This window comes from Mesorhizobium sp. M7A.F.Ca.US.005.03.1.1 (assembly GCF_003997975.1).
In the GTDB taxonomy this organism is placed as follows: domain Bacteria; phylum Pseudomonadota; class Alphaproteobacteria; order Rhizobiales; family Rhizobiaceae; genus Mesorhizobium; species Mesorhizobium ciceri.
In genome coordinates this window covers 67,427-89,471 of the sequence record NZ_RZRO01000004.1, presented here as the reverse complement: position 1 = coordinate 89,471, position 22,045 = coordinate 67,427, and the positions used below count along the sequence as shown (strand labels likewise).

23 protein-coding genes are annotated in these 22,045 nt (G+C 64.2%); 10 read left to right on the top strand and 13 right to left on the bottom strand.

Going from position 1 to position 22,045, the window contains the following annotated elements; all coding sequences use genetic code 11:
- Positions 1-161: 161 nt before the first annotated feature.
- The 4 genes from EN990_RS03185 to EN990_RS03170 are packed head-to-tail and all read left to right on the top strand — an operon-like array spanning position 162 to position 4,508.
- Complete coding sequence (locus EN990_RS03185; RefSeq protein WP_164753649.1) at positions 162-1,457, top strand: ArgE/DapE family deacylase; 1,296 nt, start codon at positions 162-164, stop codon at positions 1,455-1,457.
- Positions 1,454-2,512 (top strand): phosphotransferase, encoded by a 1,059-nt coding sequence (locus tag EN990_RS03180; RefSeq protein ID WP_127368781.1) that lies wholly within the window; start codon positions 1,454-1,456, stop codon positions 2,510-2,512. The genes EN990_RS03185 and EN990_RS03180 overlap by 4 nt, the downstream gene beginning before the upstream one ends.
- 6 nt (positions 2,513-2,518) lie before the next feature.
- Positions 2,519-3,823 (top strand): aspartate aminotransferase family protein, encoded by a 1,305-nt coding sequence (locus EN990_RS03175; RefSeq protein WP_127384962.1) that lies wholly within the window; start codon positions 2,519-2,521, stop codon positions 3,821-3,823.
- Between the two features lie 16 nt (positions 3,824-3,839).
- Positions 3,840-4,508, top strand: coding sequence for a GntR family transcriptional regulator (locus tag EN990_RS03170; protein WP_024502527.1), 669 nt, complete (start codon positions 3,840-3,842; stop codon positions 4,506-4,508).
- Here the strand turns inward: EN990_RS03170 and EN990_RS03165 are convergent.
- From EN990_RS03165 to EN990_RS03145, 5 genes are read right to left on the bottom strand one after another with little or no spacing between them, the layout of a single operon-like run.
- Positions 4,505-5,809 carry an FAD-dependent oxidoreductase gene (locus EN990_RS03165; protein ID WP_127388239.1) on the bottom strand — a complete coding sequence of 435 codons (1,305 nt, stop codon included), beginning with the start codon at positions 5,807-5,809 and terminating at the stop codon, positions 4,505-4,507. The genes EN990_RS03170 and EN990_RS03165 overlap by 4 nt on opposite strands.
- The gene (locus tag EN990_RS03160; RefSeq protein ID WP_164753650.1) at positions 5,806-6,789 is read right to left on the bottom strand and encodes a branched-chain amino acid ABC transporter permease; all 984 of its coding nucleotides are present in this window, start codon (positions 6,787-6,789) and stop codon (positions 5,806-5,808) included. The genes EN990_RS03165 and EN990_RS03160 overlap by 4 nt, the downstream gene beginning before the upstream one ends.
- Complete coding sequence (locus EN990_RS03155; protein WP_013532983.1) at positions 6,786-7,694, bottom strand: branched-chain amino acid ABC transporter permease; 909 nt, start codon at positions 7,692-7,694, stop codon at positions 6,786-6,788. Before EN990_RS03155 ends, EN990_RS03160 begins: the two co-directional genes overlap by 4 nt.
- Positions 7,691-8,440, bottom strand: coding sequence for an ABC transporter ATP-binding protein (locus EN990_RS03150; protein WP_063171575.1), 750 nt, complete (start codon positions 8,438-8,440; stop codon positions 7,691-7,693). Before EN990_RS03150 ends, EN990_RS03155 begins: the two co-directional genes overlap by 4 nt.
- On the bottom strand, positions 8,437-9,234 hold the full coding sequence (locus EN990_RS03145) for an ABC transporter ATP-binding protein (protein ID WP_013532981.1): 798 nt from the start codon (positions 9,232-9,234) through the stop codon (positions 8,437-8,439). Before EN990_RS03145 ends, EN990_RS03150 begins: the two co-directional genes overlap by 4 nt.
- Positions 9,235-9,360: 126 nt before the next feature.
- Between EN990_RS03145 and EN990_RS03140 the strand changes: the two genes are divergently transcribed.
- From EN990_RS03140 to EN990_RS03115, 6 genes are read left to right on the top strand one after another with little or no spacing between them, the layout of a single operon-like run.
- Positions 9,361-10,095, top strand: coding sequence for a GntR family transcriptional regulator (locus EN990_RS03140; RefSeq protein ID WP_024502532.1), 735 nt, complete (start codon positions 9,361-9,363; stop codon positions 10,093-10,095).
- Positions 10,092-10,574: a DUF3830 family protein gene (locus EN990_RS03135; protein WP_127369299.1), complete on the top strand. Its 483-nt coding sequence runs from the start codon at positions 10,092-10,094 to the stop codon at positions 10,572-10,574. Before EN990_RS03140 ends, EN990_RS03135 begins: the two co-directional genes overlap by 4 nt.
- Before the next feature lies 1 nt (position 10,575).
- Positions 10,576-10,929, top strand: coding sequence for a TIGR04076 family protein (locus EN990_RS03130; protein WP_127369300.1), 354 nt, complete (start codon positions 10,576-10,578; stop codon positions 10,927-10,929).
- Positions 10,926-11,981, top strand: coding sequence for an aldo/keto reductase (locus EN990_RS03125; RefSeq protein WP_127369301.1), 1,056 nt, complete (start codon positions 10,926-10,928; stop codon positions 11,979-11,981). The genes EN990_RS03130 and EN990_RS03125 overlap by 4 nt, the downstream gene beginning before the upstream one ends.
- Positions 11,978-12,406, top strand: a complete 429-nt coding sequence (locus tag EN990_RS03120) for a DUF4440 domain-containing protein (RefSeq protein WP_064995060.1) — start codon at positions 11,978-11,980, stop codon at positions 12,404-12,406. Before EN990_RS03125 ends, EN990_RS03120 begins: the two co-directional genes overlap by 4 nt.
- A 48-nt stretch (positions 12,407-12,454) precedes the next feature.
- A complete protein-coding gene (locus tag EN990_RS03115; RefSeq protein WP_127369302.1) occupies positions 12,455-13,714 on the top strand; it encodes an ABC transporter substrate-binding protein in 1,260 nt (419 codons plus the stop codon).
- A gap of 91 nt (positions 13,715-13,805) precedes the next feature.
- On the opposite strand, the gene EN990_RS03110 is transcribed toward EN990_RS03115, so the two are convergent.
- From EN990_RS03110 to EN990_RS03075, 8 genes are all read right to left on the bottom strand, one after another.
- On the bottom strand, positions 13,806-14,606 hold the full coding sequence (locus EN990_RS03110) for an ABC transporter permease (RefSeq protein ID WP_063171580.1): 801 nt from the start codon (positions 14,604-14,606) through the stop codon (positions 13,806-13,808).
- Positions 14,603-15,475 (bottom strand): ABC transporter permease, encoded by an 873-nt coding sequence (locus EN990_RS03105; protein ID WP_127369877.1) that lies wholly within the window; start codon positions 15,473-15,475, stop codon positions 14,603-14,605. Before EN990_RS03105 ends, EN990_RS03110 begins: the two co-directional genes overlap by 4 nt.
- Positions 15,472-16,575, bottom strand: coding sequence for an ABC transporter ATP-binding protein (locus EN990_RS03100; protein WP_024502540.1), 1,104 nt, complete (start codon positions 16,573-16,575; stop codon positions 15,472-15,474). Before EN990_RS03100 ends, EN990_RS03105 begins: the two co-directional genes overlap by 4 nt.
- A 75-nt stretch (positions 16,576-16,650) precedes the next feature.
- Positions 16,651-17,676, bottom strand: coding sequence for an ABC transporter substrate-binding protein (locus EN990_RS03095; RefSeq protein WP_127367184.1), 1,026 nt, complete (start codon positions 17,674-17,676; stop codon positions 16,651-16,653).
- A gap of 52 nt (positions 17,677-17,728) precedes the next feature.
- The gene (araD1, locus tag EN990_RS03090) at positions 17,729-18,727 is read right to left on the bottom strand and encodes an AraD1 family protein (RefSeq protein ID WP_127369527.1); all 999 of its coding nucleotides are present in this window, start codon (positions 18,725-18,727) and stop codon (positions 17,729-17,731) included.
- 32 nt (positions 18,728-18,759) lie between these two features.
- Positions 18,760-19,536: an SDR family oxidoreductase gene (locus tag EN990_RS03085; RefSeq protein WP_127369526.1), complete on the bottom strand. Its 777-nt coding sequence runs from the start codon at positions 19,534-19,536 to the stop codon at positions 18,760-18,762.
- A gap of 11 nt (positions 19,537-19,547) precedes the next feature.
- A complete protein-coding gene (locus EN990_RS03080; RefSeq protein ID WP_127384965.1) occupies positions 19,548-21,275 on the bottom strand; it encodes an IlvD/Edd family dehydratase in 1,728 nt (575 codons plus the stop codon).
- Positions 21,272-22,015 carry a FadR/GntR family transcriptional regulator gene (locus EN990_RS03075; protein ID WP_013532967.1) on the bottom strand — a complete coding sequence of 248 codons (744 nt, stop codon included), beginning with the start codon at positions 22,013-22,015 and terminating at the stop codon, positions 21,272-21,274. Before EN990_RS03075 ends, EN990_RS03080 begins: the two co-directional genes overlap by 4 nt.
- Positions 22,016-22,045 lie beyond the last annotated feature (30 nt).

The following is a 22,045-nucleotide window of genomic DNA, read 5'->3' as shown; positions in this document are numbered from 1 at the left end:
AGATAGCAGTATCGGCTTGCTGCATCCGATGCCAACTCCCCCAAGACCATGGCAGTATCGAACGGCAAGTCCTGGACTGAAAGTTTGGCGCGTATGCCTCTTGCATTTCACAGGAATGGTATATGAGATATGATACATCATCCAGGTGAAAGTGAAATATGATGCCTGAGCGGATTGCGGATGAGGCCATTCTGAGGGCAGTCGATGATGGCTTCGCCCGACAGGTCGCGTTTCTGCAAGACCTCGTGCGCTTTCCCTCCCAACGTGGCGAGGAACACCCCGCGCAGTCGTTTATGGCCGCCGCCTACGAGGCGGATGGCTACGCGGTCGACATGTGGCGCGTCGATGTCGATGAGATTCGCGACCTGCCGGGTTTTTCACCCGTGGCGGTCTCTTACGACGATGCCTTCAACGTCGTTGCTACCCACACGCCGCGAAACGCGACCGGCCGCTCGCTGATCCTCAACGGCCATATCGATGTCGTTCCGACCGGACCGCTCGACCGCTGGGTGCGCGATCCCTACGACCCGGTGATCGAGGACGGCTGGATGCATGGCCGCGGCGCCGGCGACATGAAGGCCGGCCTGTCCGCCTGCCTCTATGCACTGAGCGCCTTGCGTAGCCTTGGCTATCAGCCGGCCGCGAACGTGTATCTCCAGTCGGTGGTCGAGGAGGAATGCACCGGCAATGGCGCGCTTGCATGCCTGCAGCGCGGCTATCGCGCCGACGCCGCCTTCATTCCCGAACCGCTGGAGCCGCGGCTGATGCGGGCGCAGGTCGGGCCGATCTGGTTCAGGGTCGAGGTCGACGGCGATCCGCAGCATGCGTCGGGTGCATTTTCGGCCGGCGCCAATGCCATCGAAAAGGCCTTCGTCATCATTCAGGCGCTGAAGCAGCTCGAAATCGTCTGGAACGCGCGCAAGGTCGATGACAGGCATTTCCATGATCACCCGCATCCGATCCGCTTCAACCTCGGCAAGATCGAAGGCGGCGAGTGGACATCGAGCGTTCCGGCGCGCTGTGTCTTCGAGATGCGCGTCGCCACCTATCCCGGCCAGAGGCTCGAAGACGCCAGGGCCGAGCTCGAGGCCTGCATTGCCGATGCGGCGCGCGCCGATCCGTTCCTGGCCAACCGACCACCCAAGATGACCTACAATGGCTTCATGGCCGAGGGCTATGTGCTGGAGGGCGCCGACGAGATGGAAGCGGTGCTACGCCGCAGCCATACCGCCGTCTGGGGCGAGCCGCTGACGGAACACGTCACCTCGGCGACCACCGATGCACGTTTCTTCGGCCTCTATGCCGACACGCCGGCGATCGTCTACGGCCCGATCTGCCGCATGCCGCATGGCTATGACGAGGCCGTCGATCTCGACTCGGTGCGCAAGGTCACCCAGACGATCGCGCTGTTCATCGCCGACTGGTGTGGCCTCGAACCTATCGAGGCTAAGCCATGAATGCGGCGGTGCCCGATGCGTTCGGCGAAACACTCGCCGAGGACGCACCGGATGTCTCCACGGCCGGCGCCCTCGCCATCCTGCGCCGGCACTACGGGCTGAACGGCACCGCGCGTCCGCTGCCTGGCGAACGCGACCACAATTTCCATGTTCAGACCGACGGCGAGGGCGAGTTCGTCCTGAAGATCTCCCATCCGGCGGAAGAAGCTGGCTTCACCGATTTCCAGAACAAGGCGCTCGACCACATCCTTGCGGTCGACCCCACCTTGCCGGTTCCCTCGGTGCGCAAAAGCCTCGAGGATGAAGCGCAGTTCGCGGTCAGCGTCGCTGGATCGGCGCCGCGCATCATCCGGCTGGTGACCTATCTGTCCGGTCAGTTGCTGTCGCGCTCGCCGACTTCCGAGGCGCAGGATCGCAATCTGGGCATCTTCCTCGCCCGCCTCAGCCGGGCGCTGCGCGGCTTCTTCCATCCGGCCGCCGGCAACGACCTGCTCTGGGACATCCGCAAGGTCGCCAAGACACGGCCGATGATGGCGCACATCACTGATCCGAGTCGGCGGGCGATGGTCGAGCGCGCGATCGCCTCCTTCGAGGAGCATGCTGCGCCGGTCATCCCGAGCCTGCGCGCGCAGATCGTCCACAACGACATGAATTCCTACAATGTGGTGATGGATGCTTCGCGGCCGGAGGTCGTGAGCGGCATTCTCGATTTCGGCGACATGATCCATTCGCCGCTGATCTGCGACCTCGCCATCGGCGCCGTCTACCGCTGGCCGGCGGAAGGCCATCCGCTGGCACCGGCGGCGCGCTTTGTCGCAGGTTATCAGTCGCTCCAACCACTGGAGGAGGAAGAGATTGGCATTCTCTTCGATCTGATCCGTGCCCGACTTGCGCTCATCGTCAACATCGCCAGCTGGCAGGCCGAGCGTTTCCCGGCCAAGCGCGACTACGTGCTGCGCCTCGCCACCGAAGTCTGGGCTTCACTCGAACGGTTGAACGGCCTGTCGTCCACCGATGCCCGCCGCTATTTTCTCGACCATTCCAATCCGGAGTAGATTCCCGTGTCCCAGTCCTCGCCATACCCCGCAAATGCCGACGCGGCTGCATCGGAGCGCGCGCTGCTCGAACGCCGCGCCAGGCTGCTTGGGCCGACCTACCGCGCCTTCTACCGCAACCCGATCCATCTGGTGCGCGGCAGCGGTGTGTGGCTCTACGACGCCCAGGGCCGCAAGTTCCTCGACGCCTACAACAACGTCGCCTCGGTCGGGCATTGCCATCCGCGCGTCGTCGAGGCGCTTTCGAGGCAGGCCGCAACGCTCAACACCCACACACGCTATCTCAGCGAGATCATCCTCGACTATGCGGAAAAACTACTCGGCACCGTTCCGGCCCATCTTGGCCACGCCATGTTCACCTGCACCGGCAGCGAGGCGAACGACCTTGCCATCCGCATTGCCCAGCATTCCAGCGGCGGCACCGGGGTGATCATCACCGATTTCGCCTATCACGGCGCCACCATAGCGACGGCGCAACTGTCGCCGGCGGCGGTCGGGGCAAAGGGGGTACCAGCGCACCACCGCACGGTGGCAGCGCCGGACACGTTCCGCGACCATGGCCGGGCCGCGCATGATTTCGCCGGAAATGTCGCCGCTGCCATAGAGGACATGCGAGCAAAAGGCATCAAGCCGGCGGCGCTGCTTCTCGACTCGGCCTTTTCCAGCGACGGCATTTTCTTTCCCGATGCGAAGGTGATGCGCGAGGCAGCCGATCACGTCAAAAAGGCCGGCGGCATCGTCATCGCCGATGAGGTCCAGTCCGGCTTCGGCCGGCTTGGCCAGGGCATGTGGGGCTTCGCAAACTATGGCATCGGGCCTGACATCGTCACGATGGGCAAGCCGATCGGCGATGGGCACCCGATGGGCGCCGTGCTCGTGCGGCCGCAGCTTGTCGCCTCCTTCGGTTCGAACACCGGCTACTTCAACACCTTCGGCGGCAATCCGGTCGCGGCCGCCGTCGGCCTCGCCGTTCTGGAGGTCATCGAAGGCGAGGGGCTGATCGAGAATGCGCTCAATGTCGGCGCCTATACGAGTGAACTGCTGCGCGCCCTGCAGGGCCGGCACGGCGCGGTCGCCGATGTCAGGCACAACGGCCTCTATTTCGGCGTCGAGCTGACGGCGGACGGCGACGAGGCTCTGGCCGCCACCAAGACATCGGCGGTCGTCGAAGCCATGCGCGAGGACGGCGTGCTGATCTCGTCCTGCGGTCCGCGCGGCAATGTGCTGAAGATCAGGCCGCCACTGCCCTTTGCCAGGGACAATGCCGAGCAACTGGCCGAGACGCTCGATCGCGCTCTGTCGAACTGGTGATCGGAGCGGCCCGCGTATGCTGAAGCTTGAACATCAGACCCTGAATGACCGCGCCTATGGCGCGCTCAAGCAGGAGTTGATTTCCGGCGGCTTCAGCCCGGGCCAGGCGCTGGTCATCCGCAAGCTCGCCGAGACGTTCGGCATCTCGACGACACCGATCCGCGAGGCGCTGCAGAGGCTTGTCGCCGAGCGGCTGCTCGAGATGCAGAACAACCGCTCGGTCATCGTGCCGTTGCTGTCCGCGCCTGCCTTCGAGGAGCTGACGCGCATCCGCATCGCCGTCGAGGGACTGGCGGGCGAGATGGCGGCGACCAGGATGAGCGAAAGCGGGCTGGCTGACATCCAGGCGACGCTCGCCGGCATGCAGCGTGCCATTGAGGCCGGCGACGCCAGGGCCTATCTCTCATTGAACGAGGCGTTCCACTTCGCCATCTACCAGCATGCCGGCGCGCCGATCCTTTTGAACATGATCCGCGACCTCTGGGGGCGGGTCGGGCCTTATCTCAAGCTGCTGATGCAGGCCGATCGCTACATCCCGCAGTCCAACGACGCGCATCGCAAGATCGTCGCCGCACTGGAGCAGCGCAGCGGTCCCACTGTGCGGATTTTCATAGAAGAGGACATCGCCGTGGCGGCCGCTGTGCTGTCTGCAAACCTTGACGCTGCCAGGGAGCCGTCGGCCTAGCTCGTCCCGTCCAGCCGGTCGCGCAGCATGCTCCAGCCGAGCAGCATGTTGGGCGCGTGCCGCAGCACGGCGTGGAACGGTATTGGCGCCGGCGGCGCGAAGGGCAGCGGCAGGTCGCGGGCGTCGGTGCCGGCGGCCCAGTCGGCCAGAACCTTGCCCATCGCCGTCGTCATGGCGATGCCGCGCCCGTTGCAGGCGCGACCGGCGATCAGTCCCGGACCGAGGTCGATCAGGTGCGGCAGGAAATCCGGTTCGACCGCTGCCATTCCCGACCAGCTGTAGGCAAGCGGCGGCAGGTCGGGCAGACCGAGATGCCGGCCGAGCCTTCGCCAGATCGTCTGCGGTACGCGCGTATCCGCACCGGCGCCAAGGATATGCATGCCGCCGCTGATCAGCCGGTTTTCGGCGTCGAAGCGGAAGGTGAACAGATTGCGTCTGGTGTCACCGACACCTTGCCCGCCGGGAAGCAATCGGTTGCGCACTTCACGAGGCAGCGGCGCTGTCGCGATCTGGAAGACTTTCAGCGGGAAGTAGGTTCGCTGCAACGACGGATTGAGGGACCAGCCATAGGCGTTGGTGGCGATCAGCACCTTGCCCGCGCGTACCGAGCCAGAGGGCATTTTCAGCATCCAGCCATCGGCTATGCGATCAACCGAGGTGACGCGCGTCTGCTCGAAGATCTTTGCGCCGGCCTTCTCCGCCGCATCGGCCAATCCGCCCGCATAGGCGACCGGATTGAGCACGCCGCCGGAACGGTCCATCCAGCCGCCGACATAGCCTGGCACGCCTGTCATTGCTTCGATTTCCTGCCGATCCAATGTGACCGCAGGCCGGCCACGCTGTGCCCATTGCCCGGCGCGTGACTTGACCTTCTCGAAGGCCGCAGGCGAATGCGCCGGCTGGACCCATCCGTTCTGCACGGCGTCGCCGTCGATGCCGTGCTGCCGGATCAGGCGGAAAACCAGGTCGGCGCTGCCGGCGGCGAAATCGATCAGCCTTTCGCCGCGCGACGGCCCGAGATGGGCCAGTATGTCGACCGGGTCCATCTTGGCGAAGTTCGGCACGACGAAGCCCGCATTCCTGCCGGTCGCACCCCAGGCGATGAACTCGGCTTCGAGAACGGCGACGGAAAGTCCTTTCCCCGCCGCATGCAGCGCGGTTGAAAGGCCAGAAAAGCCGCCGCCGACGATTGCTAGGTCGACATCGAGCCCGCCTTGCAGTGCCGGCCGCTCACGTCGATTGCGGCCGACGGCATGCCAGAGCGAAACGCCGTGCGCTTCCTGCCGGATGACGGCATTCATGAGCTGGAACTGCTCCTGTCTGCAGCGATCCTCGTCCGCTTGCCGAGCCAAGGCCGCCGTGGCCTGTCGCCGAACAGCCCGTTCGGCCGGACCAGCAGGATAACGCAGAGCATGACGCCGATGGCGGCGATCTGCAGCGCGGCGGCACGAGCCTGCTGTTCCGGCGGGAACAGGATGCTGGTCAGCGTGCCCGACCCAGCCCATATCGCCCAGACCAGGATGCTGCCGATGACGGCGCCGAGATTGCTGCCCGAGCCGCCCACGATCAGCATCACCCAGACCTGGAAGGTCAGGATCGGCAAATAATTGTCCGGCGCGATGAAGCCGGTGAAATGCGCCTGCAATGCGCCGGCCAGTGCCATGATGGCGCCGCCCACGGCGAAGGCCTGGACGCGATAGAAACGCGCGCTCTTGCCAAGCGAGATCGCCGCCCGCTCATCCTCGCGTAGCGCCTTCAGCACGCGGCCCCACGGGCTGCGCGACAGATGTTCCAAAGCGAGATAGGCGACCAGAGTCACCGCCGCGACCACGGCAAGGTTCGACAGGTTGAACAGCAGCGGCGTCTCGGCAAGGCTGCCGAAGGGGCGCGGGATGAAGCCGATGCCGAACGGGCCGCCGGTCAGTTTCTGCGCGTTGAGCGCGACCAGTTGCACGACGACGGCGACGCCGAAGGTGGTGATCGCCAGATAGTCGGACCTGAGCCGCAGCGTCGCCATGCCAGTTAACGCCGCGGCAATGCCGCCGACGACCATGGCGCCCGCCCAGCCGACAACGATCGGCAGGCCAAGGCCACCCAGCCGCGCGGCGTCGTCGGGAGTGGTCAGCAATGCCGAGGTGTAGGCGCCGATGGCGACGAAGCCGGCAAGGCCGACATTGAACAGGCCGGTCAGGCCCCACTGCAAATTGAGCCCCAGCGTGACCAGCGAAAAGATCAGCGCGGTGGTCAGGAAGAAGGCGCCGTAGCCGATCAGATCCATCAGCGTTCCCTCACACCAAACAGGCCGATCGGCCGCACGAACAGCACCGCCATCAGGATGATGAAGGAGACGGCGGCGCGCCATTCGGCGCCGATCAGCTGCACGGCACCGGCCTCGGCGAGCCCGATGATCAGGCCGCCGAGCACGGCGCCGGGGATGCTGCCGATGCCGCCGAGAATGGCGGCGGCAAACATCGGCAATAGCATGTCGAAGCCCATGAACGGGCGGATCTGCACCAGGATGCCGATCATCACGCCGGCCACGCAGGCCAGCGCCCCGCCGATGACCCAGGTGACGCGCACCACGCTGGCGACGTCGATGCCGACGATGCGGGCCAGTGCCGCGTTCTGGCTCAGGGCCTGCATCGAGCGGCCGGTCTGCGTGCGCGTCATCAACAGATGCACGGCGAGCACCAGCACCGCGGTCAGCAGCAAAAGCGCGATCTGGTCTGATGTGATGCGGATGCCGAAGCCGACCGGCATGGCGATCTGGATCGCCCGGCTGAAATAGGTCGGCCGCGAGGTGAAGGTGAATTCGAGCAGGCTTCTCAGCGCCATCGAGGCACCGAAGCTCGCCATCACCACGATGATCGCCTGGCCTTGCGAGCGCAGCCGCGAAAACAGCACCTTGTCGAGCAGCAGCGCCAGCAAAGCGGTGAACGCCATGCCGACGACCAGCGCGACAATCAGCGGCCAGCCGAAGGACAGCGGTGCGATCGGTGCCACCTTGCCGACTGTCGCGCCGATGGCGCTGACGACGGCCAGCGTCGCATAGGTGCCCCAGGCCATGAAGTCGCCATGGGCAAAGTTCGAGAAGCGCAGGATCGAATAGGTAAGCGTCACGCCGATGGCGCCCAGGCCGATCATCGAACCCGTCAGCAATCCGTCGACGACAAATTGCAAGCTCATGCCCCACCTCCTGTGCCGGACTTGCGGGGGCGCTGGCCGAGATAGAGTTCGGCGACCACCGGATCGTTCCACAGCTCGGAGGCAATGCCCTCGTGCCGGTCTTTGCCTTCGACCAGCACATAGGCGCGGTCGCCGATGGCGAGCGCTGCCTTGGCATTCTGTTCGACGAGCAGGATGGTGACGCCGGACTTGCGGATGTTTGCCAGCATCTCGAACACCATCGAGACGAATTTCGGCGACAGGCCGGCCGACGGCTCGTCTAGCACCAGCACCTTGGGGTGGACGATCAGCGCCCGCGCAACGGCGAGCATCTGCCGTTGTCCGCCCGAGAGGTTGCCGGCGGCGGTGCGGCGCTGGCGGACGAGATCGGGGAAGGCGGCATACATCTCCTCGATGCGCGCAGGAATCTCGCGCCGCTCAAGGATGCCGCAAGCAACTCTGAGATTGTCCTCGACCGACATCAGTGGGAAGATGTTTTCGGTCTGCGGCACGAAGGCCAGCCCGAGGCGCACCATGGTGTGGGCCGGCGCGGCAGTGATGTCCTTCCCGTCCAGAAATACTGTGCCGCCGGTGATCGGGACGAGGCCGGCGATGGCCTTGATGAAGCTAGACTTGCCGGCGCCGTTGGGGCCGAGCACCACGACGATCTCGCCCTTGGCGACGGTGATCGAGGCGCCGCGCACGATCGGCACGCCGGGCTCGTAGCCGGCTTCGAGGTCGCGGACATCGAGAACGATCTCGCTCATGCCGCGCCTCCGAGATAGGCCTCGATGACGCGCGGGTCGCGAGCGACCTCTTCGGCCGTGCCTTCGCTGAGCAACTGGCCGCTCGCCATGACGAGGACGCGATGGCAGAGCCGCGTCACCATGTCGATATTATGCTCGATCAGCAGGAAGGTGATACCGCGCGCATTGATGTCGCGGATGCGGTCGATGATGACTTCGAGCAGCGTCGCGTTGACGCCGGCCGCCGGTTCGTCGAGCAAGATGATCGCCGGATCGGCCATCATCACGCGGGCGAGTTCGAGCAGCTTGCGCTGGCCGCCGGAAAGCACGCGCGCCGGCTCATGCGCGAGATGGGCGAGGGCGACCAGTTCCAGCAGTTCAAGCGCCTTTGTCCTGGCGGCCCTTTCCTGCGCGGCGACGCGCCATGGCGTGACGAAATTGGCAAGCAGCTTTTCGCCGGCCTGACCCTGTGCCGCCAGCATGATGTTTTCGATCAGCGTCAGGTTGGGCAGCGGGCGCGGTATCTGAAACGTGCGGCCGAGACCGCGTCCGATGCGCAGATGTGCTGCTTCGCCCGAGACGCGCGCGCCGTTGAGAAGGATTTCGCCGCTGGTCGGCAATATGCTGCCGGCAAGCAGGTCGAACATCGTCGTCTTGCCGGCGCCGTTGGGGCCGATGAGGCCGAGGATTTCGCCCGCTTTGACGTTAAACGAGACGTCGTTGACCGCGACAAGGCCGCCGAACCGCCTGACGACATTCCTTGCCGTCAGAACCGGCGCGCGGGTTTCCCCTTGCCGTTTGGTTGCCTCGCTCATCAAACCCTCTGGCCGAAGACGATCGCTGCCGCCTCCTGATTATGATTTGTGATCACACTTGCGTTGATCACGCTATTCGGCTTTAATTTCCTCCGCAAGCCGAAAACCGGCCACGAACGGAATTCCATGCAAAAGGCTGCCATCGAAAAGAACAACGAGGTGATCGCGGCCCAGCTTGCGCCGGTCGGCCGCGAGACCGTGCAGGACCGCGTTTATTCCGAGCTGCGCCGCGCCCTGATTGGCGGCCTGTTCGAACCGAGCCAGGTGCTGACCATCCGTGGCCTGGCTGACGCCTTGGTCACCTCGACCATGCCGGTGCGCGAGGCGCTCGGCCGGCTGATCACGGAAAAGGCGCTGGAGGCGCTGCCCAACCGTTCGGTGCGCGTGCCGCCGATCACGCTGGAACGCCTCGACGATCTCCTGCGGGCTCGCATCCTGATCGAGGGCGAGGCGATCGCGCTGGCCGCCGCCCGCATGGGTCCGCGCCAGATCGCCACCATCGAAACCATCCTCGCCGAATGGGACGAGATGCGGGCTTTGAAACACAAGAAGGACGTCGACCGCGAAGTGACGCTCAACCAGAGCTTTCATTTCGAGATTTACCGCTCCTGCGGTTCGGCCGTGCTGATCCCGATGATCGAGAGCCTGTGGCTGCAATCGGGTCCCTGCATTCGTGTCGCCATCTACGCCTTCTCGGAAGCCGGCGAGGTCGACACCGCCCAATATCACCGCCGCATCGTCACGGCGCTGTCCACGCAGGATGCGCAGGCGGCGCGCGAGTCGCTGGTCGCCGACATCAGCCGACCCTTCACCTTCCTGCGCAGCAAGTTGCAGGCCGCCGCCGCGAAAGACCAGACATGACCGCCATCAGGATCACCGAGCCGCGCTCGCAGCTTTCCGTAACGGCATTGCTGCTGCCCGAGAAGGCGCCGGAAAACGCTGCCTTCCTCTTGGCCTACCTCGGCACGCCACGCGTTGTTCCGGGCATCCATGCGATGTGGACGGGGCCTGAGATTTCCTGTCCGGTTCCATCAACCGACCTCGAGGGCCAGGCCTATGCAAAACCGTTGCCGGCCGAGAACGCGACGCTGAACCCGCAGCCGGGCGACATCGTACTGTCCTACGTGCCGCCACGCATGTGGGGCGGCAATCCCAATGCGATCTTCGACATTGGCCTCTACTACGGGCAGGGCGCGCGGCTCTTGTTCCCGATAGGCTGGCTGGCCGGCAGTGTGGTGGCGCAGGTGCGCGTCGAAGAGCGTGACCGGTTCGCCGCCGCGTGCGGTGTCATCCGCCGCAACGGCGCCTGCGATGTCACCTTCAGCCTGATGGAGGCCTGACATGGCCGACGACAGTTTCGAGCTGTTCGACCTTCGCGTCGAGGCCATCATCCCCAAGGACAAACCTATCTATTGCGGCGCCAAGGAAGGCGATTATTTCGAGCTCAAGGGCGAGATGCTGTCGATGCCGGCAGGGCAGGTTTTTTCGATCTATTCGATCGCCGCCGTGTTGCCGCTGCTGGCAGCCAAGCAGCGCCCAACCCACCCGAACGACTGGATGACCTCGGACGCCGAGATCGCTTGTCCCGATCCCAATTGCGGCAGCCGGCTGCGGATCGTCAGGGCCGCCAAGCGGCGGTTCAGCCACGCCGAGACGACGGCGGTGCCGCTGCCGAAAGAGGATGACCTTAGATGACCGCCAAGACCTTCGAACTCGGCCCCGGCTACACCATCTCGCGCGTCATTCGCGGCGGCTGGCAGCTGGCTGGCGGCCACGGCGCCATTGACCGCAGCCAGGCGGTGGCCGATCTGATCGCCACGTTCGATGCCGGCATCTGGACCTATGACTGCGCCGACATCTACACCGGCGTCGAGGAGTTGATCGGTGCCGCGCGCCTGCGGCTGGCCAGCGAGCGCGGCCTCGACGTCGCGGCCCGGATGAAGGTGCACACCAAGCTGGTGCCCGACCTCGAACGGCTGGCCAGTATCAGCCGTGACTACATCAGGGGCATCATCGACCAGTCATTGCGGCGGCTGAAGACCGAGCGGCTCGATCTCGTGCAGTTCCATTGGTGGGACTATGAACAGCCGCGCTATGTCGATGCCATGGGCTGGCTCAACGAGCTTCGGTTGGAGGGCAAGGTGCGAAATCTCGGCACCACCAATTTCGACACGCCAAGGCTCGCCGAGATACTCGCTGCCGGCATCCCGCTGGTCAGCCAGCAACTGCAATATTCCGTGCTCGACCAGCGCCCGGGCAGCAGCCTGGCCGCGCTCGCAAAACAGAACGGCGTCAGCTTCCTCTGCTATGGTTCAGTCGCCGGCGGCTTCCTCAGCAACAAATGGCTCGGTGCGGCCGAGCCCGCCACGCCGCTCGAAAACCGCTCGCTGGTCAAGTACAAGCTGATCATCGACGATTTTGGCGGCTGGGAGCTGTTCCAGCACCTGCTGCAAGCGCTGAAGGCCGTTGGCGACCGCCACGGCGTTGACGTCGCCACCATCGCCAGCGCCTGGGTGCTGGAGCAGCCGCAAGTGGCGGCGGTCATCGTCGGCGCCCGCAACCAGGCCCACGCCATTGCCAATGCGAAAATCATGGACGTTGCGCTCCACGCCGAGGACCGGGAGCGGATTGCGGCCGTCATCGCGCAAGGCACCGGCCTCGAAGGTGACGTCTACACGCTGGAACGCGACCGCCGCGGCCGCCACGGTTCGATCATGCATTACAACCTCAATGCGGGGAAGAAATGAGCGGCGAACCCTCCCTGTTTTCACGCGCCAGCGCCGAAATCATCGACCTGCACCGCTTCTTCGTCGACTGGTTCGTCGCCGCGCGAGCCAACACGGTGGACTTCGGCCGCTTCGAACGCGCCATGGGCAAGGACCTCAGCATGGTGGCGCCGGACGGGCAGATCCTCGATCGCGAAGCGGTCGTCGACCATGTCCGCGCAAGCCGTGCTTCCTGCGACGATGGTTTCGCCATTTCGATCGAGGACATCCGGCCCGGCTGGCAGGACGCGGATACCATCGTCGTCCTCTATGTCGAAGCGCAGCTGCGCGCAGGCAAGCACAGCCGCCGTCAATCGAGCGCCGTCTTCACGACCAGTTCATCGGCGCCCAACGGCGTCGAATGGCGACATCTGCATGAAACCTGGCTGCAGGTGCCGGAACGCTGAACAAGCTCCAGAACTCAAATACAGTCGAGTAACGAAAGGGGAACAACAATGACAAAGACGATACTCCAACTCACCACAGCGCTGGCCCTCGTCACGATGGCGGGTGCTGCGCAGGCCGCCGATTGCAAGATCACCGTCGGCCTCGTCATGGAGCTGACCGGCCCGGCCGGTGAATACGGCCAGGCCGGCGCCAAGTCGGTCGAGATGGCCTTCCGCGACATCAACGGAGCCGGCGGGGTGCGCGGCTGCGATCTCGTCACCGACACGCGCGACAGCCAGAGCCAGGGCAACATCGCCGTCGACGCCGCCACTCAGCTTGTGCAGGTCAAGAAAGTGCCGGTCATCATCGGCGGCATCATCTCGTCGGTGTCGATCCCGATCCTGACCTCGGTGACCGCGCCAGCCAAGATCGTCCAGGTCTCGCCAGCGTCATCCTCGCCGACTCTGACGGCGCTCGGCCGCGACGGCAAGACCAACGGCATCTTCTTCCGCACCATCACCTCGGATGCGCTGCAGGGTGTCGCCGCCGCCAAATATGCCATCGACAAGGGTTTCAAGAAGCTGTCGATCATCCACGTCAACAACGATTTCGGCGTCAACATGGTGGCCGAATTCTCGCGTGCCTACAAAGCGCTCGGCGGCACCATCGTCTCCGACACGCCTTACAATGAAAAGCAGTCGAGCTATGCCTCCGAAGTCACCGCGGCAATGGCCGGTGAACCGGACGGTCTCTACCTCGTCAGCACACCGGTCGACGGCGCCACGGTCGCCCGCACCTGGATCTCGCAGGGCGGCGTGCAGAAATTCCTGCTCAATGACGGCATGAACAGCCCGGACTTCATCGAATCCGTCGGCGCCGATTATCTGAAGGAAGCCTACGGCACGTCGTCCGGCACCAGCCCGACGGCCTCGACGGAGTATTTCACCAAGAACTATAAGGAATTCTCCGGCATCGAACCGACCAATCCGGCAGCCGACCGTTCCTATGACGCCGGCGCGATTGTTGGCCTCGCCATCGCCATTGCCGGCTCCGAGGACCCGGCCAAGATCAAGGACGCGATGTACAAGGCGGTCGATCCGGCCGGCACGCCGATCTTTGCTGGCAAGGAAGAGTTCGCCAAGGCGCTCGGCCTGATCAAGGACGGCAAGCCGATCCGCTACGAAGGCGTCATCGGCCCGGTCGCCTTCGATAAATATGGCGACATCACAGGCCCGTTCCGGCTGTGGAAGATCGTCGACGGCAAGGTAGCGACGGACGGTGAAATGACCACCGACGATGTCAACGTCTTGCAGGCCAAGCTTCAGTAAGCATCATTCCGTTTGGTCCGGCATCGATTATGTCAGCATCGATGCCGGACCAAGAATATGGCTGCCTCATTGCGGCGCTCTTGCCCGGCACTCACGTCCGTTCCGTCGCAACTTGCCTGGGGATGAGAAAGCGGGCGGCGAGCACGCAGAGCAGCACGGTGAACATCAGGATCAGCGCCACCAGCGCATTGATATCGGGTGAGAAGCCAAGCCGCATCATCGCCCACAGCCTGACCGGCAGCGTGCTTTGCGTGCCAGTGACCAGGATGGTGATCATGGTCTCGTCGAATGACAGGGCGAAGGCCAGGATGGCGCCGCCGACCATGGCGCTCGACAGGTTCGGCAGGATGATGCGCCAGAAGGTCTGCCAGCCCGTGGCACCGAGATCGTAGGACGCTTCAACCAGCGTGCGGCTCATCGACTGCAGCCGCATCAGTACCGTGCGGTAGACTATCGCCAACACGAAAACCGTATGGCCGATAACGACCGTCAGCAGCGAGCGTTCGAGGCCGATCTCGCGGAAGAAGATCAGCAGCGCCAGGCCGCTGATGATCGGCGGCATCAGGAACGGCAGGAAGATGATGAACTGCAGCAGCGAGCGTCCGGAACGGCGCCCATGATAATAGAGCGCCAGCAGCGTTCCGCTGACCACCGACAGGATGACGGTGCAGACGCCGACGATCAGCGTCGTGCGCAGAGCGGCCAATATGTCGTGGTTTTCAGCCAGCGCCACATAGGTCGCAAGCGTCGGCGACGACCAGTCGACGGAGCCATGCGAAATGGTGAAGAACGACGACACGATCGGCACGAACAGCGGGCTGTAGAGCAGGACCGCAACCAGTGTCGTGATCGCGGCCAGAAAGATCGTGGACAGTCGGGGCAGGGCGCTCATACCGAAGTCCCCGGGTTGCGGCCAAAGCGTTCGCCGATGAGGATTGCGGCGATCACCACGACGGCCAGCGCCACCGACAGCGCCGCGCCGAACGGCCAGTTATAGGCCGTGCCGAACTGGCTGTAGAGGATGCGGCCGAAGGTGAAGCCGCTGATCCCGCCGACCATCTGCGGCGTCAGGAAATCGCCGATCGCCAGCACGAAGACGAAGCTCGCCGCCGAAGCGACGCCGGGCAGGCTGAGCGGCAAGGTGATGCGCAGGAAGGTCTGCAAGCCGCTCGCGCCGAGATCGTCGGATGCGCGCAGCAGCACTTGCGGAATCCGCTCCAGCGACAGGAAGATCGGCAGGATGGCGAAGGGGATCAGGAGCAGGGTCAGCGTCAAAAGGATGGCGTTCATGTTGAACACGAAAAGCGTCGACGGTTCCTGCAGAATGCCGAGCGCCACCAGTGCCTTGTTGAGGAAACCGTTGAGGCCGAGGATGCTGCGGATGGCATAGATCTTGATGACGTAGCTCATCAGCAGCGGCACCAAGAGCAGCATCAGCAAGGCGTAGCGCCAACGGCCTTTCAGCATCGTCAGGAAATAGGCGGCGGGATAGGCGAGCAGGATGCAGATGATGGCCACCGATACGCAAAGCACGATGGTGTTCCAGAACACCGGCAGAAAGACCGGATCGGTAAAGAACCTGACATAGTTGCCCAGCGACAAGCCGTAGACGATCGTGCCCTGGTCGACGCTGAAGAAGCTGTAGCCGAGGAAGATCGCCAGCGGCACCAGGACGAAGACCACTGGCAAGGCAAACGCCAGCACCGTCACCAGCAGCGACAGCCGTTTTTCCGCAGGCAGCGTCGATCCTGCTTTGCTCATGCCAGCACCAGATGGCCTTCATGCGGCGCAAAGGAAAGCGATACGGCCTCGCCGGATCTGAGCGCGCTGCCGTCGACGCGGCTCGGCACGCGCAGCCGCAAGCGTTGCGCGGCATTGTCGGCGCCGGCCGCGATGGTGGCGACGGTCGACGAGCCGGCAAAGGCCAGATCGGAGATCGTGCCGGAAAAACGGTTGTCGGTGTCCTTTGCATCCGCAAGGTGCAAGGCTTCTGGACGGAACGCGGCGTAAGCGCTGGCGCCTTCCGCTGCGGCTTTCAAATGCGGCTGGTCGCTGATCGAACAGATGAGGCGCCCGAGCGCCGTCTCGATCGATCGCAGCTCGCCCTGGACCGGTCCGAGTTTCCCGGCCACCAGATTGTTCTCGCCGAAGAAACGCGCGACGAATTCGCAATCCGGTCTGTAGTAAAGGTCGTGCGGCGTGCCGAGCTGGCGGATATGGCCGGCCTCCATGACGCAAATCCGATCGGCCATGCCGATGGCTTCTTCCTGGTCATGGGTGACGAACAGGAAGGTGGTCCTGATTTCGCGCTGGATGGACTTTAGGAACACCTGCATCTGCCGGCGCAGTTCGAGGTCGAGTGCGGCGAGCGGCTCATCGAGCAGGATCAGGCGCGGCTGGCAGATCAGCGCACGGGCGAGTGCGACGCGCTGGCGCTGGCCGCCGGAGAGCTGCGCCGGAAAGCGGTCGGCGAAACGCCCGAGCTGGACCAGTTCCAGCGCCTCCGCGACTCGGCGCGCGATTTCCTTGCGCTGGACATGGCGAACCGAAAGCCCGTAGCCGACATTGCCGGAAACGGTCAGGTGCGGGAACAGCGCATAGTCCTGAAACACGGTGTTGAACGGCCGCCGGTTGATCGGCATGCGGCTGATGTCTTGCCCATCCAGGCGTATCTCGCCCGACGTCAGCGGTTCCAGCCCGCCGATCAGCCGCAGCACCGTGGTCTTGCCGGAGCCGGAGGGTCCAAGAACGGTGAGGAACTCACCGTCCTTGATCGACAGGTCGATGTCGTGCAGCACGGGGACCGTGCCGTAGGATTTCGAGACGGACCGCAGCGTCAAGAGGTCGGTGTTCTGGTTCATGAAATACTCTCGCATACGCTTCGGCGGTCCGGAACTCCGGACCGCCGGGTCCTTCGAAGGCATGGTGCGGAAAGATCAGGGCGTTGCCTTGACCTCGTTCCACATGTCCGAACGCTTGAGCGGGTCCTCGACATTGTTGAGCCAGACCAGCTTGTCGTTGCCGCCGGCGCTGCCGGTTTCCGTCACCGTGTTGCCGAAGCCGGTGCGCTCGGAAAGCTCGCCGCCGACCTTCTTGCTCAGCATGAAATCAATCCATTTCTCGGCTGCCGCATTATCACGGACACCCTTGGAGATGACCCAGTTGTCGAGCCAGGCAAGCGCGCCCTCGCTCGGATTGACGTAGGCGACATGGGCGCCGATCTTCTGCAGCGCCTTGACCTGCTGCTGGCCGTAATTGGCCCAGATCAGGGCCACATCATTGTTCTGGTAGATCTGCTGCGCCTCGTCGGCGGTGGTGTAGAAGCTGAGCACGTTGCGCTTGAGTTCGACCAGCTTGGCCTTGACTGCAGCCATCTGCTCTTCATTGAGGTTGAACGGATCCTTGTAGCCGAGCGTCAGTGCGGTGAACGAGAAATTGTGCTCGCCATTATCATACGCCAGCACCTTGCCCTTGTAGGCCGGGTCCCACAGAACCGACATCGAGGTCGGCGCCGGCTTGACCTTGTCGGTGTCGTAGATCAGGCCGATGGAGTCGAAGCAGAACGGAATGCCGTAGACCTTGCCGTCCTTGGTCACGCCGCTGACCGCCGTCAGGTCGCGGAAGCGCGGCAGCACGTCTTTCTGGTTGGCGAGCTTGGTGACGTCGATCGGCGACACCAGGTCAGCCTTGATGTAGCGCTGCAACTGGGCGGTGTTGACAGCAAAGACGTCGAAGTCCTGGCCCTCGCTGCCCTTGATCTTGGCCCAGATCTCGTCGTCGCTGCCGATGAAGACGACATCGACGCCGATGCCGGTCGCGGCGGTGAAATCCTTGACCCAGTCGGCATCGGCGTAGCCGTCCCAGGCCAGTACCCGAAGGTTCGCGGCGAGCGCCGCCGATGTCATCAGGCCGATGCTGAGCCCGATTGTCGCTAGTCTTAGAAACGCTTTCTTCAGTCCCATTTTTAATCTCCCATTATCGTTCTGGTGGACCGTAATTTTCGGGCCTGCGCCGTCACAGCTGGGTAACAGCGACCAGTCCCTCGTCCGGCACCGACACCATCCGGTTGCGCAGTGGCTTGCCGAACGTCTGTGCCTGGATTTCATACTCGTCGCCGGAAGCCGTCTTGACGCCGGAGGCGTAGCTCATCACCGCCGCGCCGAAGAAATAGGCGTGCAGGTCGCCCGCCCTGCGGTGCATCGGGTAGCGGAAATGGAAGTGTTCGAGATTGGCGATCGAGTGCGACATGTGCGCTTCACCCGACAGGAACTCCTGCTCCCAGATAACAGTGCCGTCGCGCAGGATGCGCGAATGGCCGCGCACTTCTTCGGGCAGGTCACCGATCAGCAGTTCCGGACCGATCGAGCAGGAGCGCAGCTTGGAATGGGCGAGATAAAGGTAGTTCTCGCCCTCCGTCACGTGGTCGGAATATTCGTTTCCGAGCGCATAGCCGATGCGATAGGGATGGCCATCGGGTCCATTGACATAAAGCCCGACGATCTCGGCTTCCTCTGCACCGGCTTTCGCGAATGCCGGCATCGGCAGCGGCGCGCCGGGCGGGACAACGCAGGTGCCGACGCCCTTGAAGAACCACTCTGGCTGAATCCCGATCTTGCCGGCGCCAGGCTTGCCGCCCTCCAGTCCCATGCGGAAGATTTTCAAGGAATCGGATTCGTCGGCACCTTCGCCATGGGTCAGAACATGCATCTGGTTGCGCGCGGCGGCACTTCCGGTGTGGGTGAGGCCGGTGCCGGTGACCAGGAAGCGCGCCGGTTCGGGATGGTCGACCGGAGCGAGCACCTGCCCATCGCGCAACAGTTGGTCGTAGTCGATTTTCGCTGTGCCGGTCCGCTTCTCGACCAGCGCTGCGATCGACGTGCCCTGGGCAATTGCCGCTTCGGCCAGCTCCAGCACGCTGCTGGTCTTCTCGAGAGGGTGCAGATGATTGCCGTCATCGCAGACACGGCCAACCCCTCTGCTGCCGTCGGCCATTCTGAACTGAACAAGACGCATGAACTAACCTTCTTCCTTTGAAGCCGTACGGGTCACACCCAGCCCGCATCGACGATGAACTGCTGGCTTGTGCACATGCGGCTGTCGTCGGCGGCGAGGAACAGCGCCATGCGCGCGATATCGGAGGGTTGCAGCCGGTCGGGCAGGCACTGCCTTTCCGCGATCTGGCGTTCGCCGGCCGGGTCCAGCCACAGGCGAATCTGGCGCTCGGTCATCACCCAGCCCGGCACCATGCAGTTGACGCGGATGCGCTCAGGGCCAAGCTCGCGGGCCAGCGCCCGCGTCATGCCGTAAACAGCCGCTTTCGCGGTGACATAGGCTGGGCAATCCGGATCGCCGACCATCCAGGTGATGGAGCCGAAGTTGATGATCGAGCCGCCGCCCTGCGCGCTCATCTGCGGACGCACTGCCTGCGCCGCGAAAAACTGGTGGCGCAGATTGACCGCCATGCGGTCGTCCCAATAGGCAACCGTCACATCCTTGGTCTGGTGGCGGTCGTCATTGCCGGCATTGTTGCACAGCGCCTGGATGGGGCCATTGTGCTGCATTGCCTGCACGGTTGCCGCCTGCAACTCTTCGACGTTGCGCAGGTCGCATGGAATGAACAGCGGCGCGGCATGTCCGTCGGCCGCAATCGCGTCGACCAGACGTTGGGATGGTTCTTCGGCCATGTCGACGAAGGCGACGCGGCTGCCCTGGGCGCAGAAATGGCGCACCAGGCTTTCGCCGATGCCGCTGCCGCCGCCTGTTATGAAGACGCTGCGGCCCTTGAGGCTTGGATAGATCGCGTAGCCGATTTCATCCGTCATCGCGCGCCTCTCTAGTGCGAATGCCGAGGAATGCCGGCATCGCGCCGGCCGACGAGAAAGTCGAAATCGCAGCCCTTGTCGGCCTGCAGCACGCGCTCGACATAAAGGCTCTGGTAGCCGCCCTCCGGCGACGCCGGCGGCTTCCAGTCACGCCGGCGGATGGCGAGCTCCTCTTCCGACACCAAAAGTTCCAACCGGCGGCCGGCGACGTCGAGCTCGATGAGGTCGCCGTCGCGCACCAGCGCCAGCGCGCCGCCTGCGGCTGCTTCCGGCGCCACATGCAGAACCACGGTGCCGTAGGCGGTGCCGCTCATGCGCGCGTCCGAAATGCGCACCATGTCGGAGATGCCTAGCTTGAGCAGTTTGGCCGGCAGCGGCATGTTGCCGACCTCGGCCATTCCGGGATAACCGCGCGGCCCGCAGTTCTTCAGCACCATCACCGAGGTGGCGTCGATGTCCAACTCCGGATCGTCGATGCGGGCGTAGTAATGCTCGATGTTTTCGAACACCACCGCCTTGCCGCGATGCTGCATCAGCTCGGGCGTTGCCGCGGACGGCTTGATGACCGCGCCGTCAGGCGCCAGATTGCCGCGCAGGATGGAGATGCCCCCTTCCTTGGTCAGCGGCTCGCTCATTGGGCGGATCACTTCGCTGTTGTAGTTGGGCGCGCCGTCGATCAATTCACCGATGGTCTTGGCGCTGACGGTCATGGCGTCGCGATGAAGAAGCCCCACTTCATCAAGCGACGCCATGACCGCAGCTAGCCCCCCGGCGTAGTAGAAATCTTCCATCAGGAACCGGCCCGACGGCATCAAATCGACAATGGTTGGAACGTCACGACCTAGGCGGTCCCAGTCTTCGAGGCTGAGATCGACACCGATCCGGTTGGCGATGGCGATCAGATGCAGCACCGCATTGGTCGAGCCACCGATCGCGCCGTTGACGCGAATGGCGTTCTCGAACGCTTGCCTGGTGAGGATCTCCGCGATCGTCACGTCCCTGCGCACCAGATCGACGATCTGGCGTCCGGCCATCTGGGCGAGCACGCCACGGCGCGAATCCACCGCCGGGATCGCGGCGTTGTCCGGCATGCCGATGCCGAGCGCTTCGACCATGCTGGCCATGGTCGAGGCTGTGCCCATCGTCATGCAGCTGCCCGCCGATCGGCTTTGGCCCTGCTCGGCGGCGAGAAAGTCGGCAACCGGCATGCGGCCGGCTTTAACCTCCTCGGCGAATTTCCAGACATGGGTGCCCGAGCCGATATCGTGTCCGCGGAACTTGCCGTTGAGCATCGGCCCGCCGGAAACGGCGATGGTCGGCAGGTTGCACGATGCGGCGCCCATCAGCAGCGCCGGTGTGGTCTTGTCGCAACCGACCAGCAGGATGACGCCATCGATCGGATTGCCGCGGATGGACTCCTCGACATCCATGCTGACCAGGTTGCGAAACAGCATGGCGGTGGGGCGCATGTTGCTCTCGCCCAGCGACATCACCGGAAATTCGAGCGGCAGGCCGCCGGCTTCATAGACGCCGCGCTTGACGTGATCGGCCAGCGCCCGCAGGTGGGCATTGCACGGGGTCAATTCCGACCAGGTGTTGCAGATGCCGATCACCGGGCGGCCGTCGAAAGCGTCGGCGGGAATGCCCTGGTTCTTCATCCAGCTGCGGTGCATGAAGGCGTTCTTGCCCTCACCGCCGAACCAGGCCTCGGACCGTAGCTTGCGTTTGTTCTCGCTCACGATGCCAGCTCCCGATTCTGGCGGCGCTTGTTGCGGTTCTCGACACTGCGGCGCACGTCCTCCTCAGCATTGTCGATGAGGACCAGCAGCGCCTTTTGTGCGCCGGTCGCGTCGCCGGCGGCGATCTTTTCGGCGACTTCCCGGTGCAGCGGCAATGAGGGGCGCTGCCCTTCCGGATTGTCGTTGGAAAGACGAAAGCTCGTCACCAATGCGGTTTCGACCAGTGCCGCCAGCGAGCCGATCAGCTCATTGCCGGTCATGCGCAGTATGGTCTGGTGGAACAAAAGGTCAGGCTTGGCGAAGCGGTCGCCGTCGTCGACCACCGCCTCCATTTCGACCAGAGCTGCATTGATCTCGGCGATCTGCGCTGGCGTGGCGCGCTGGGCCGCAAGCGCTGCCGACATCGGCTCGATGGCCCTGCGCAATTCGAACAGCGCCCGGACATCGTCGGCGCTGACACCGCTGGCATAGCGCCATGACAGGACGTCCGGGTCGAGGAAATTCCAGTCGGCACGAGGACGCACCCTTGTGCCGGTCTTCGGCCGCGATTCGACCAGCCCCTTGCCCGCCAACACCTTGATCGCCTCGCGCAGCACCGTGCGGCTGACCCCCAGCATCTCGCTTGAATCGTCGGCATTGGGCAGTGCCTCGCCGGGTAGGAAATCGCCTTGAACGATGCGCAATCCGATTTGCTCGACGACGGTCGCATGCAGAGCGGTGGAGCCGCTGGAAACCGCCACCGCGACTCTCGACGTACGCGCCATACTGAA